Here is a 13,029-nt window from a genome sequence, read left to right as displayed (position 1 = left end):
CACAAAGTGCTAGCCGTTCAATGCCAAGACATGACACCTATCCGGGCGTCATGCGCTTGCGCTAGTCTCATCTTTCACTGCCGTCTGCCGAGCTTTCCATGCCTGACCTGCTTGACCGTTACCCGCTGACCCCGGGCACCTACCATGAACTGCTGGACGACAGCGGTGCCGTGCGTGCGCACTGGCGGCCGCTGTTCGACCAGTTGCAGCGCAACACCCAGGCACAGTTGATCCAGCGCCAGGCGCTGCTGGCCCGGCAGATCCAGGAAAACGGCGTCACCTATAACGTCTACGCGGACCCGAAGGGGGCTGACCGGCCGTGGGAGCTCGATCTGCTGCCCCATGTGATCGAGCCCCAGGAAGCCCAGCAGTTGGCGGCGGGGATCGCCCAGCGGGCGCGCTTGCTCAATGCGGTGCTGGCGGACCTGTATGGGCCGCAACGCTTGATCAGCGAGGGATTGTTGCCGGCGGAACTGGTGTTCGGGCATAACAATTTCCTCTGGCCTTGCCAGGGTATTTCACCGCCCGAAGGGATCTTCCTGCACCTCTACGCGGTGGATCTGGCGCGCACCACCGACGGTCGCTGGTGGGTCACCGCAGACCGGACCCAGGCCCCCTCGGGCGCCGGCTATGCGCTGGAAAACCGCATGATCGTTTCCCGGGCCTTCCCGGACCTGTACCGCGACCTCAAGGTGCAACATCTCTCCGGTTTCTTCCGTACCTTGCAGGAAACCCTCGTGCGCCAGGCGCCCAGCGATGGCGAGCCGCCGCTGGTGGTGCTGTTGACGCCGGGACGGTTCAACGAAAGTTATTTCGAACATCTCTACCTGGCGCGCCAGTTGGGTTATCCGCTGGTCGAGGGCGGTGACCTGACGGTGCGGGACGCCACGGTCTACCTCAAGACCCTCAGCGGGCTGCGCCGGGTCCACGCGATCATGCGCCGGCTCGATGATGATTTCTGCGATCCCCTGGAGCTGCGCACCGACTCGGCCCTGGGCGTGCCGGGCTTGCTGGAGGCCGTGCGCCGGGGGCGGGTCCTGGTGGCCAACGCCCTGGGCAGCGGCGTGCTGGAGTCGCCAGGTCTGTTGGGCTTTTTGCCGAAGATCAATGAGTTTTTGTTCGGTGAGGAACTGCTGCTGCCATCCATCGCCACCTGGTGGTGCGGTGAGCCGCCGGTGTTGACCCAGGCCCTGGAGAAGCTGCCGCAGTTGCTGATCAAACCAGCGTTCCCTTCCCAGAGTTTCGCTCCGGTGTTCGGTCGCGACCTGAGCGAGACGCAGCGCGGTCAACTGGCGGCGCGTCTGCAGGCCCGGCCCTACGCCTACGTTGCCCAGGAGCGGGCGCAACTGTCCCTGGCGCCGGTCTGGCAGGCCGAGGACGGTCAGATCCAGCCACGGGCCATCGGCATGCGCGTGTATGCCGTGGCCGGGCAGGACGGTTATCGCGTCCTGCCTGGCGGCTTGACCCGCGTGGCCGCCGAAGCGGATGCCGAGGTGGTGTCGATGCAGCGCGGTGGCGCCAGCAAGGACACCTGGGTGCTGGGGGAAGAGGCCCCCGGCAGCGAACAATGGAAGGCCCAGCGAACCGTCGGCGTGCATGACCTGGTCCGGCGCGACCCGTACTTGCCTTCGCGGGTGGTGGAAAACCTGTTCTGGTTCGGTCGTTACTGCGAGCGTTGCGATGACAGCGCGCGTCTGCTGCGGATCATGCTGGCGCGTTATGTCGACGGTGACGACCCGCAGGCGCTGCAATCGGCCGTGTCGTTGGGGGAAAGCCTGATGTTGCTGCCCGAGGAGGGCGAGTTGCCCGAGCGCTTGCTGGCGGCGTTGCTGGGCGAGGACTGGTCGTTCAGCCTGCGTTCCAACCTGCAACGCTTGCAATGGGCGGCTTCGCAGGTGCGCGGCAAGCTGTCCCGGGAAAACTGGCAGGCGTTGGTGGAGTTGCAGCGTGAGGCGCTGGAGCTTGAGACCGAGCAGCCGGATTTCGGCGAGCTGCTGGATTTCCTCAACCGCCTGGTGATGTCCCTGGCGGCGTTGTCCGGGTTTGCCCTGGACGACATGACCCGTGACGAGGGCTGGCGCTTCCTGATGATCGGCCGGCGCCTGGAGCGTCTGCAATTTTTGAGCAGCAGCCTGGCGGCGTTCCTGCGGGGCGAGGCGGTGTTCGATCAGGCGGGGCTTGAGTGGTTGCTGGAACTGGGCAACAGCAGCATCACCTACCGATCGCGCTATCTGGCGGTGGCTCAGTTGATCCCGGTGCTCGACTTGCTGGTGTTGGACGAGCAGAACCCCCACGCGGTGCTGTTCCAGTTGAAACTGGTGACCCGCACCCTCAAGCGCTTGAACGATGATTTTGCCGCCCCCCGGGAAACCGCATTGCCGGAACTGGTCGCGCGGCTGTCACGTTTTGACCTGCGCTGCCTGGAAAACCCCTTGTTCGGTGAAGCCAGCCTGCGCGCTGCGCTCGATGGGCTGGCCGATCTGTTGCAGGAAGTGGCCGATGTCAGCGCCCAGGTGTCCGATCGCCTGGCCCTGCGCCATTTTGCCCACGTCGATGACGTCAGCCAGCGTACGGTGTCCGTCTGATGAACGCGCGTTACCAGATCTTCCATGACACGCACTACCACTATGACAGCCCGGTGTCCCTGGCCCAGCAACTGGCGCACCTGTGGCCGCGGGCCTGTGCCTGGCAGCGTTGCACCGAACAGCAATTGCTGATCAGCCCGGAGCCGACGATCCGCCGCGACGAGCTGGATGTGTTCGGCAACCCCCTGACGCGCCTGGCGTTCGAACGTCCCCACGACGAGCTGTTGGTCAACGCTCGCTTGAGCGTCGAGGTACTGGCCCGTCCCGAGCTGGATTTCAATGGCTCGCCGAGTTGGGAAAGCGCCTGTAATGCGCTGACCTACAACAGTGGCCGGCCGCTTGCCGCTTCGCTGCTGGATGCCTGTCGTTACCGTTTCGAATCGCCCTACGTGCACCTCAAGCGCAGTTTCGCCGAATTTTCCGAAAGCTGCTTCCCGCCGGGGCGACCATTGATGGTCGGCGTCCAGGCGTTGATGGAGAAGATCTTCGAGGAGTTCACCTTCGATGCCGAAGCGACCCAGGTGGCGACGCCGCTGGTGGAAGTGCTGGAGCGGCGTCGCGGGGTGTGCCAGGACTTTGCCCACTTGATGCTGGCGTGTGTGCGCTCCCGCGGACTGGCGGCGCGCTACGTCAGTGGCTATCTGCTGACCCAGCCACCGCCCGGCCAGCCACGGCTGATCGGCGCCGATGCATCCCACGCCTGGGTCTCGGTGTTCTGTCCGGTGCTGGGGTGGGTGGATTTCGACCCGACCAACAATGTGCAGCCGGCGCTGGAGCACATTACCTTGGCCTGGGGCCGGGATTTTTCCGACGTGTCCCCCTTGCGAGGGGTGATCCTGGGGGGCGGCAGCCATGATCCCGAGGTGCGGGTGACGGTGCTGCCGCTGGAATGATGGACAAGGTTGTCGCGCAAAGGCTTCAAGCCTCGCGCGAAGGTTTCTCATAGGTACCGCTGGCGCCGCAGGCATAGGCGGCGAGCAGGCTGCATAACAGGCTATTGAGGTTCATGACAGGCGCTCCGGTGAGGTGTTGGGCCGATCATAGGGGCGCCTCAGACCTCTGGCTCGTAGATTGTGTCCATCGGGCTGATAGCCTTAAGTTGTATACAATCGTTGATTCAGGTCATAGGAACTTGTCTGGAAATCAGGCAGTCTTCCCCTTTGATGGAATTTTGTTAACCATGCCTTGGAGATTCACCATGTTCGCCAAACTTGTTGCTGTATCCCTGTTGACGCTGGCCAGTAGCCAACTGATGGCAGCGGAATGCAAGACCACCATCGATTCGACTGACCAGATGTCCTTCAATACCAAGGCCATCGAGATCGACAAAAGCTGCAAGACCTTCACCGTCGAGCTGACTCACTCGGGCAGCCTGCCAAAGAATGTCATGGGCCATAACTGGGTGCTGAGCAAAGAGACCGACATGCAGGCCATCGCCACCGATGGCATGGCCGCTGGCGTGGACAAGAACTACCTCAAGGAAGGTGACGCTCGCGTCATTGCCCACACCAAAGTCATCGGCGCCGGGGAGACAGACTCGGTGACCTTCGAAGTCTCGAAACTCAATGCCGCTGAAAAATATGGCTTCTTCTGCTCGTTCCCAGGCCACATCTCGATGATGAAAGGCACGGTGACCCTGAAGTAATCCACTTCAGACCCAAAAAAGCGCCCCCGTGCAGGGCGCTTTTTTGTGCCATGTTACAAGCCCCCACAGGGTTTATAGGCCCGTCACGGGGCGTAAGGCATCACCCGTTTGTGCTCGGTCTTGCGGTAGGTCTCGCAGATGATCTTGAAGGCCTTTTCCTCCACCGGCTCGCCATGCAGGAAGGCATCGATCTGGGCGTAGGTCACGCCGTGGGAGGCTTCGTCCGGTTTGCCTGGGGACAGGTCCTCGAGGTCGGCGGTGGGGACTTTTTCCACCAGTGACTCCGGCGCGCCAAAGTCCCGGGCGATGGCCCGGACCTGGTGTTTCACCAGGCCGCTCAGCGGCGCCAGGTCACAGGCGCCGTCACCGAACTTGGTGAAGAAACCCATCACGGCTTCGGCCGCGTGATCGGTGCCGACCACCAGGCCGTGCTCGACGCCGGCGATGGAGTACTGGGCCACCATGCGCATGCGCGCCTTGGAGTTGCCCAGCACGAAATCCCGCGCCCCCGGTGCCTTGCCTTCGAATGCCAGAACCTCCTTGGCCAGCGCCTTGACCGCCGGCCCGATATTGACGGTGTGGCGCTCGTCCGGCTCGATGAAGTCCACGCAGGCTTGTGCTTCATGCTCATCGAACTGGGTTTCGTACGGCAGGCGCACGGCGATGAACTTGTAGGCGGCGTTGCCGGTTTTCTCCCGCAGCTCGCGAACGGCGCGTTGGGCCAGCAGGCCGGCGGTCAACGAGTCGACCCCGCCACTGATGCCCAGCACCAGACTCTTGAGCCCGGAATTGACCAGGCAATCCTGGATAAAGCTCACCCGGCGGGCGATCTCGGCCTTGAGGGCCGCCTCATCGGCGAACGGCGGCTGGACCTTGAGCTGTCCAGCAATCTCACGCTGTACGGCTTGCATGAATTCACTCCTTGCTTGATGTGCCTGAAAGGGTGGCAGGTACTTGGAAAACGTGTCGCATGTAGGCGACGAAATTCGGATCCTTGCAGTGGGTCTTGCCGGGCTCGTCTGAAATCTTGGCCACGGGTTGCCCGTCACAGCTGATCATTTTAAGCACGATGCTCGTGGGCTCTACACCCGGAATGTCGCAGGTCAGGTTGGTGCCAATGCCGAAGCTGACATTAATGCGACCCTGCAATGCCCGGAAAATATCCAGGCACTTGGGCAATGTCAGGCTATCGGAAAACACCAGGGTCTTGCTCATCGGGTCGATGCCGAGCCGGTGGTAGTGGGCGATGGCTTTTTCGCCCCAGAGCACCGGGTCCCCCGAGTCGTGGCGCAAGCCGTCGAACAGCTTGGCGAAGAACAGATCGAAGTCGTTCAGAAACGCATCCATGGTGATGCAGTCGGTCAGCGCGATCCCCAGCAAGCCCCGGTACTCGCGCACCCAGCAATCGAGCGCGGCGATCTGGCTGTCGATCAGTCGTGGCCCCAGTTGCTGGTGGGCCATGATCCATTCATGGGCCATGGTCCCCAAGGGCTTCATGTCCAGTTCGCGGGACAGGTGCACGTTACTGGTCCCCACGAAACGCCCGGGGAAGTCGTGCTTGAGCACGTTCACCACTTCTTCCTGGGTGCGGTAGGAAAACCGCCGACGGGTGCCGAAGTCCGCCACTTGCAGTTCGGCCAGTTCATCGGCGCTGGCGTTGGCACTCAGCCAGTCGAACTTGCGATACAACTGCTCGCGCGCCTGTTCCAGGACCACCTCGCGATAGCGATAGCGGTTGCGCACTTCGCTGACGATAGCCAGCAGCGGCACTTCGAACAGAATCACATGCAACCACGGCCCGCGCAGGCGGATAAACAGTTCATCGTTTTCGATGCCGGTGTGGATGTAGCGCAAGTTGAAGCGAAACAGACCCAGGAAACGCAGGAAGTCTGGCTTCAGGAAACTGATGCGCTCCAGGAAGCCCAACTGGTCGGCGCTCAGGCTCAGTTCGGCGAGGCGTTCGATCTGGAAGCGGATTTCCGCCAGGTACGGGCGCAGATCCTCACGGTTGCGACAGCGGAACTCCCACTCGACTTCGACGTTGGGGTAGTTGTGCAGCACCGCCTGCATCATCGTCAGTTTGTAGAAGTCGGTGTCGAGCAGGTTCTGCACGATACGATCGGCAAATACGCTCTCGCTCATAGGGTTCTCCAGACAGGCCGCGGTGGGTGGCGAGGTTCGGCGGTTTTCAGTGAAAGGGCTAGTGGCGCATAACCGTGGTGGGTATTGCCAGTGATTTTTAACGTTCACAGACTTTGTGGCGAGGGCTATTGCGGCGGGGCGTCAGGGCCATTGATCTGCTCCAACATCCATTCCACAAACAACCGCACCTTGGGCACTTCCGCCGAATGCTCGGGGTAGGCCAGGTAATAGGCATCGCTGCTGGGCATCGCATGCTGCCAGGCGATGACCAGCTTGCCGTCGGTCAGCTCTTCCTCCACGAGGAACCTGGGCAGCAGAGCGACGCCGCAACCGACCTGGGCGGCGCGGATGCACATGTAGAAGGTTTCGAAGCGTGGCCCGTGGTAGCTGTGCTCGGTGTGGTAACCCTGGTTGCCGAACCAGTCGTGCCAGGCCTGGGGACGCGATGCGTTTTGCAACAGCACCAGGTCCGTCAGTTGCGTCGGGTCGGTCAACGGCTTGGCTGGCAGGCTGCCGGGCGCGCAGACCGGCACCAGTTCTTCGCCGAACAGCTTCAGCGATTCGGTGCCGGGGCGCGAACCCTGGCCGAAGTAGAACGCCAGGTCACTGCGCCCTTGCAGCAGGTCGTCGGCTTCTTGTTCGCTGCACAGGTCCAGGTGAATCTTCGGATGTCGCAGTCGCCAGCCCTTCAGGCGCGGAACCAGCCAGCGAGCGCCGAAGGTGGGCGGGGTGGAAACGCGCAGGACTTCGGTGTCGCCGCCGTAGGAGCGCAGGTAATGGGTCGACATCTCCACCTGCGTGAGGATTTTTCGCACCTCTGCCAAATACAAATCGCCGGCCGGCGTCAGTTGCAGGCGTCGGCGCACTCGCCGGAACAGCAAATGCTGCAGCAGTTCTTCCAGCTGCGCGACCTGTTTGCTGACGGCGCTCTGGGTCAGGTTCAACTCTTCGGCGGCGCGGGTGAAGCTCAGGTGGCGGGTCACCGCTTCGAAGCATTGCAGCGCGGTGATCGACGGCAAATAGCGTTTGTTGAGCATGAGGAGGCCTTGTTCTGGTCGCTCTGCGGGGACAGCATGAATAAACGGAATGATATCTCGCTTAAAGGTCGTTTGTTGGCAAGTCTCGGGCCAGCTAAAACTACAGGCCTGATCAGCCGTCATCGTCCGGCTGCCGATCCTGTGTCTTACGTTTGAGGAAATTTCCATGGTTGCTGCATTGCTTGATCGTCTGGGCGTCGCCCCGGCCCTGTACCAGAACGGCACACAGCCCGTGCATTCGCCCATCGACGGCAGTCGCATCGGCGCCGTGAACTGGGAGGGCGCCGCCGAAGTCGAGCAACAGGTCAGTCGCGCCCAACACGCTTTTGACCTGTGGCGCAAGGTTCCGGCGCCGCGTCGCGGCGAACTGGTTCGGCAGTTCGGTGACCTGCTGCGCGAATACAAGGCCGACCTTGGCGAACTCGTGTCGTGGGAAGCCGGCAAGATCACCCAGGAAGGCCTGGGCGAAGTGCAGGAGATGATCGACATCTGCGATTTCGCCGTCGGCCTGTCGCGCCAGTTGTACGGCCTGACCATCGCCTCCGAGCGTCCGGGCCACCACATGCGTGAAACCTGGCACCCGCTGGGCGTGGTCGGCGTCATCAGCGCCTTCAACTTCCCGGTGGCGGTCTGGGCCTGGAACACCGCGCTGGCGCTGGTGTGCGGCAACGCCGTGATCTGGAAACCGTCGGAGAAAACCCCGCTCACCGCCCTGGCTTGCCAGGCGCTGTTCGAGCGCGTGCTGAAGAATTTCAGCGACGCGCCACCGTACCTGAGCCAGGTGATCATCGGCGGTCGCGACGCCGGTGAGGCGCTGGTGGACGATCCGCGCGTGGCTTTGATCAGCGCCACCGGCAGCACCCGCATGGGCCGTGAAGTGGCGCCGAAAGTCGCCGCGCGTTTCGCCCGCAGCATCCTCGAACTGGGCGGCAACAACGCCATGATCCTGGCACCGAGCGCCGACCTGGACATGGCCGTGCGCGCCATCCTGTTCAGCGCCGTCGGCACGGCCGGCCAGCGTTGCACGACTCTGCGCCGCCTGATCGCCCATGAGTCGGTGAAGACCGAAATCGTCACCCGCCTCAAGGCCGCCTACTCGAAAGTGCGCATCGGCCATCCGCTGGAAGGCAACCTGGTGGGGCCGCTGATCGACAAGCACAGCTTCGACACCATGCAGGATGCCCTGGAGCAGGCCCTGAGCGAAGGCGGTCGGGTGTTCGGCGGCCAGCGCCAGCTCGAAGACCAATTCCCGAATGCCTATTACGTGTCGCCGGCCATCGTCGAGATGCCTGAACAGAGCGACGTGGTACGCCACGAAACCTTCGCACCGATCCTCTATGTGGTCGGCTACAAGGACTTCGCCGAAGCCCTGCACCTGAACAACGCCGTGCCACAGGGCCTGTCGTCGTGCATCTTCACCACCGACGTGCGTGAAGCCGAGCAATTCATGTCGGCCGTGGGCAGCGACTGCGGCATTGCCAACGTCAATATCGGCCCGAGCGGTGCGGAAATCGGCGGTGCGTTCGGTGGCGAGAAAGAAACCGGCGGCGGTCGCGAATCCGGCTCCGACGCGTGGCGCGGCTACATGCGGCGCCAGACCAACACCGTCAACTATTCGCTGGAACTGCCGTTGGCGCAGGGGATTACTTTTGATTGAGTAGCTTCAAGCCGTAAGCTGCAAGCCACAAGCCGAACCGGCTTGCAACTTGCGGTTTGCGGCTTGCGGCTGCTCCTGACCAGGAGCCGGCAATGCCGTTACGCGAAGAATGTCTGTGGGAAAATCTGACGCCGCAAAGGCCTGAAAACACTTCGCTCACGGGTGAAGTCACGGTGGATGTCTGTGTGATCGGCGCAGGTTTCACCGGGCTGTCGGCGGCGGTGCACTTGCTCGAGCAAGGCAAGCGTGTGGCGGTGCTGGAGGCCCACCGGGCCGGGCATGGCGGATCGGGACGTAACGTCGGGTTGGTGAACGCCGGCCTGTGGATTCCGCCCGATGATATCGAAGCCGGGTTCGGCGAGGCGGTGGGCAGCCAGCTCAATTGCATGCTGGGGGCGGCACCGGCCCTGGTGTTCAGCCTCGTCGATAAATACGGCATCGATTGTCAGTTGCGCCGCGAAGGCACCCTGCACATGGCCCATAACGCCCGGGGCGAGGCCGACCTGCGCAGTCGCGAAGCACAATGGAAGCGTCGGGGCGCGCCAGTGGAGCTGTTGACCGGCCAGGCCTGCGTCGAGGCCACCGGCACCTCGAAAATCGCCGCCGCATTGCTCGACCGGCGTGCTGGCACGCTCAACCCGATGGCCTACGCCAGTGGATTGGCCAAGGCCGCCAAGGATCTGGGTGGCCAACTGTTCGACCACTCCCCGGTCACGCGTCTGGAGCGCCAGGGCCAGCGCTGGTCGGTGCAGACCGCCCAGGGTTCGGTGCTGGCCGAGCAAGTGGTGATCGCGTCCAACGCCTACACCGAGGGCGATTGGACCGAGCTGCGGCGCAATTTCTTCCCGGGTCATTACTACCAGGTTGCCTCGGTGCCGCTGGATGACGAGGCGGCCCGGCGCATCCTGCCCGGTGGCCAGGGCTCATGGGATACGCGCCAGGTGTTGAGCAGCATCCGTCGGGACAAGGATGGCCGCCTCTTGCTGGGCAGCCTGGGTAATGGCAATCGTAAGCCGACCTGGTTCCTCAAGGCATGGGCCGACCGGGTCCAGCGGCATTATTTTCCCTACCTCAAGACGGTGGAGTGGGAATGCACCTGGACCGGTTGCATTGCCTTCACGCCTGATCACTTGATGCGCCTGTTCGAGCCTGCGCCCGGCCTGGTGGCCGTGACCGGCTACAACGGTCGGGGCGTGACCACCGGCACCGTGGTCGGCAAGGCCTTCGCCGATTATCTGTGTCATGGCGACGCCCAGGCGCTACCGATTCCGTTCGCGCCCATGCGGCCGGTGGTTGGGGCTGGCCTGCGCAGTTGCTTCTATGAGGCGGGTTTTTCGCTGTATCACGCGGGCCAGTGCTTGCGGATTGTCATTTGAATGTTGAAAAGTGTTACGCCCGGCGGCGTTTTCCAATACAGCGGCTAGCCTGTAATGGTGCAGGGCGTAGCAATCGCGCACCGGTGGTGTGCAGTTCGGTGACGCAGGTTGTTACAGCGTGGTTGCACGCCGTTTCGTCCCCTGGTTGCAATGATGGCTCATGGAGGGTTTTACCGATCTGAATGAAAGGTTGCACCTAGCGCGGTTTAGACGGTTGCACGCCCAATGAAAAAGGGCCCGAAACAGTCAAAATAACAATTAAAGCAGTGACTTTTTTCAGAATAAAAAACCGATGGCACGGCCCTTGCTCTGAGCTTTTCAGTGAAGTGAAGTCGCAGTGCCAACTAAAAAAAACCTTGGAGCACCACCTCATGTCCCAGACGTTTTACAAGAAAGGCTTCCTGGCCCTCGCAGTGGCAACTGCGCTGGGTGTTTCTGCGTTTGCTCAAGCTGATGTGAAATTTGGTGTGGCGGGGCCGATGACCGGCGCCAACGCTGCATTTGGCGAGCAGTACATGAAGGGTGCCCAGGCGGCAGCCGACGTCATCAACAAGGCAGGTGGCGTCAACGGCGAGAAAATTGTCCTGGTGGCCGGCGACGACGCCTGCGAGCCCAAGCAGGCCGTGGCCGTGGCCAACCGCCTGGTGGAGCAGGACAAGGTGATCGGCGTGGTCGGGCACTTCTGCTCGTCCAATACCATCCCGGCCTCCGAGGTCTATGACGAAGCCGGCATCATCGCCATCACCCCCGGATCGACCAACCCGAAAGTCACCGAGCGTGGCCTGAGCGCGATGTTCCGCATGTGCGGTCGTGACGACCAGCAAGGCATCGTGGCGGGCGACTACATCGTCGACGTGCTCAAGGGCAAGAAAGTCGCGGTACTGCACGACAAGGACACCTACGGCCAGGGCCTGGCGGATGCAACCATGGCCCAATTGACCAAGCGTGGCGTCAAGCCGGTGCTGTACGAGGGCCTGACCCGCGGCGAAAAAGACTTCAGCGCCGTGGTGACCAAGATCCGTTCGACGGGCGCCGACGTGGTCTATTTCGGTGGCCTGCACCCGGAAGCCGGCCCGCTGGTTCGCCAGTTGCGTGAACAAGGCCTCAAGGACGTGAAATTCATGTCCGACGACGGCATCGTCACCGACGAACTGGTCACCACCGCCGGTGGTGCGCAGTATGTCGACGGCGTGTACATGACCTTCGGCGCCGACCCGCGCCTGCTGCCAGACAGCAAGGCCGTGGTTGACGAGTTCCGCAAGAACGGCACCGAGCCGGAAGGCTACACCCTGTACGCCTACGCTTCGGTCCAGGCCCTGGCCGCCGGTTTCAATGGCGCCAAGTCCAACAAAGGCGAAGACGCGGCCAAGTGGCTCAAGGCCAATCCGGTCCAGACCGTGATGGGCAAGAAGGAATGGGACGCCAAGGGTGACTTGAAGGTCTCCGACTACGTGGTCTACCAGTGGGACAAGGACGGCAAATATCACCAGTTGGAAAAACAGAAGTAAGGGCTGAAGCGACCGGCCAAGCCTCCTTTGGGAACCGGGCAAACCCCGGTTCCCATGGCGCGCGCGCCGGTCGTGCCTGACATTGCTCTGACGTAAATCTGTATTTTCCCTAGAAGAACCGCACACCCCCGGGTGTACAGGTTCTCACTGCGTGAGATTGCGTTATGGATGGTATTTTCCTGCAGCAACTGATCAATGGCCTGACCCTCGGGTCGGTCTATGGTCTGATCGCCATCGGCTACACAATGGTCTACGGCATCATCGGCATGATCAACTTCGCCCACGGCGAGGTTTACATGATTTCCGCCTACCTCGCGGCAATCAGTCTGGCTCTGCTGGCTTACTTCGGTATCGAATCCTTCCCGCTGATGATTCTCGGCACTCTCGTATTCACGGTGGTGGTCACCGGGGTATACGGCTGGGTCATCGAACGCGTTGCCTACAAGCCTTTGCGCAACTCGACCCGGCTGGCACCGCTGATCAGTGCCATCGGCATTTCCTTGATCCTGCAGAACTACGCGCAGATCAGCCAGGGCGCCCGTCAACAAGGCGTACCTACGCTGCTCGAAGGCGCCATGCGCGTCGAGATTGGCAGTGGTTTCGTGCAATTGACCTATACCAAGATCTTTATCCTGGTGGCGGCATTCGCCGGGATGGCCGTGCTCACCTACATCATCAAGTACACCAAGCTGGGACGCATGTGTCGCGCCACCCAGCAAGACCGCAAGATGGCCTCCATCCTGGGGATCAACACCGACCGGGTGATTTCCTACGTGTTCATCATCGGCGCGGCCATGGCGGCCCTGGCCGGTGTGCTGATCACCATGAACTACGGCACGTTCGACTTCTATGCCGGCTTCATCATCGGCATCAAGGCGTTTACCGCGGCGGTACTCGGCGGCATCGGCTCCCTGCCTGGGGCCATGCTCGGCGGGATCATCCTCGGGATCTCCGAGTCGCTGTTCTCCGGTCTGATCAACTCCGACTACAAAGACGTGTTCAGTTTCTCGCTGCTGGTGCTGATTCTGATTTTCCGTCCCCAAGGCCTGTTGGGTCGCCCACTCGTGGCGAAGGTATAA

10 protein-coding genes are annotated in these 13,029 nt (G+C 62.2%); 7 read left to right on the top strand and 3 right to left on the bottom strand.

Annotation, left to right across the window (positions count from 1 at the left end; all coding sequences use genetic code 11):
* The first annotated feature begins 98 nt into the window (after positions 1-98).
* From N4Q37_RS15370 to azu, 3 genes are all read left to right on the top strand, one after another.
* Positions 99-2,585, top strand: coding sequence for a circularly permuted type 2 ATP-grasp protein (locus N4Q37_RS15370; protein ID WP_260958870.1), 2,487 nt, complete (start codon positions 99-101; stop codon positions 2,583-2,585).
* Positions 2,585-3,478, top strand: a complete 894-nt coding sequence (locus N4Q37_RS15365) for a transglutaminase family protein (protein WP_260958869.1) — start codon at positions 2,585-2,587, stop codon at positions 3,476-3,478. The genes N4Q37_RS15370 and N4Q37_RS15365 overlap by 1 nt, the downstream gene beginning before the upstream one ends.
* A gap of 305 nt (positions 3,479-3,783) precedes the next feature.
* A complete protein-coding gene (azu, locus tag N4Q37_RS15360) occupies positions 3,784-4,230 on the top strand; it encodes an azurin (RefSeq protein WP_260958868.1) in 447 nt (148 codons plus the stop codon).
* 83 nt (positions 4,231-4,313) lie between these two features.
* On the opposite strand, the gene nadE is transcribed toward azu, so the two are convergent.
* The 3 genes from nadE to N4Q37_RS15345 all read right to left on the bottom strand — a co-directional run bounded on the left by nadE (position 4,314) and on the right by N4Q37_RS15345 (position 7,409).
* The gene (nadE, locus tag N4Q37_RS15355) at positions 4,314-5,141 is read right to left on the bottom strand and encodes an ammonia-dependent NAD(+) synthetase (RefSeq protein WP_260958867.1); all 828 of its coding nucleotides are present in this window, start codon (positions 5,139-5,141) and stop codon (positions 4,314-4,316) included.
* A gap of 4 nt (positions 5,142-5,145) precedes the next feature.
* The gene (pncB, locus tag N4Q37_RS15350) at positions 5,146-6,372 is read right to left on the bottom strand and encodes a nicotinate phosphoribosyltransferase (protein WP_260958865.1); all 1,227 of its coding nucleotides are present in this window, start codon (positions 6,370-6,372) and stop codon (positions 5,146-5,148) included.
* A gap of 125 nt (positions 6,373-6,497) precedes the next feature.
* On the bottom strand, positions 6,498-7,409 hold the full coding sequence (locus tag N4Q37_RS15345) for a LysR family transcriptional regulator (protein ID WP_260958864.1): 912 nt from the start codon (positions 7,407-7,409) through the stop codon (positions 6,498-6,500).
* Between the two features lie 166 nt (positions 7,410-7,575).
* On the opposite strand from N4Q37_RS15345, the gene amaB reads away from it, so the two are divergent.
* The 4 genes from amaB (at position 7,576) to N4Q37_RS15325 (ending at position 13,029) form a co-directional block, all read left to right on the top strand.
* Complete coding sequence (amaB, locus tag N4Q37_RS15340) at positions 7,576-9,066, top strand: L-piperidine-6-carboxylate dehydrogenase (protein ID WP_260958863.1); 1,491 nt, start codon at positions 7,576-7,578, stop codon at positions 9,064-9,066.
* Between the two features lie 92 nt (positions 9,067-9,158).
* The gene (gene amaA, locus N4Q37_RS15335; protein WP_260958862.1) at positions 9,159-10,442 is read left to right on the top strand and encodes an L-pipecolate oxidase; all 1,284 of its coding nucleotides are present in this window, start codon (positions 9,159-9,161) and stop codon (positions 10,440-10,442) included.
* A gap of 371 nt (positions 10,443-10,813) precedes the next feature.
* Positions 10,814-11,950: a branched-chain amino acid ABC transporter substrate-binding protein gene (locus N4Q37_RS15330; RefSeq protein WP_260958861.1), complete on the top strand. Its 1,137-nt coding sequence runs from the start codon at positions 10,814-10,816 to the stop codon at positions 11,948-11,950.
* 164 nt (positions 11,951-12,114) lie between these two features.
* A complete protein-coding gene (locus tag N4Q37_RS15325) occupies positions 12,115-13,029 on the top strand; it encodes an ABC transporter permease subunit (protein ID WP_072340177.1) in 915 nt (304 codons plus the stop codon).

This window comes from Pseudomonas citri (assembly GCF_025336485.1).
Taxonomy (GTDB): Bacteria; Pseudomonadota; Gammaproteobacteria; order Pseudomonadales; family Pseudomonadaceae; genus Aquipseudomonas; species Aquipseudomonas citri.
The sequence above is the reverse complement of the archived record's forward strand: the minus strand, read 5'-3'. Positions and strand labels throughout refer to the sequence as shown.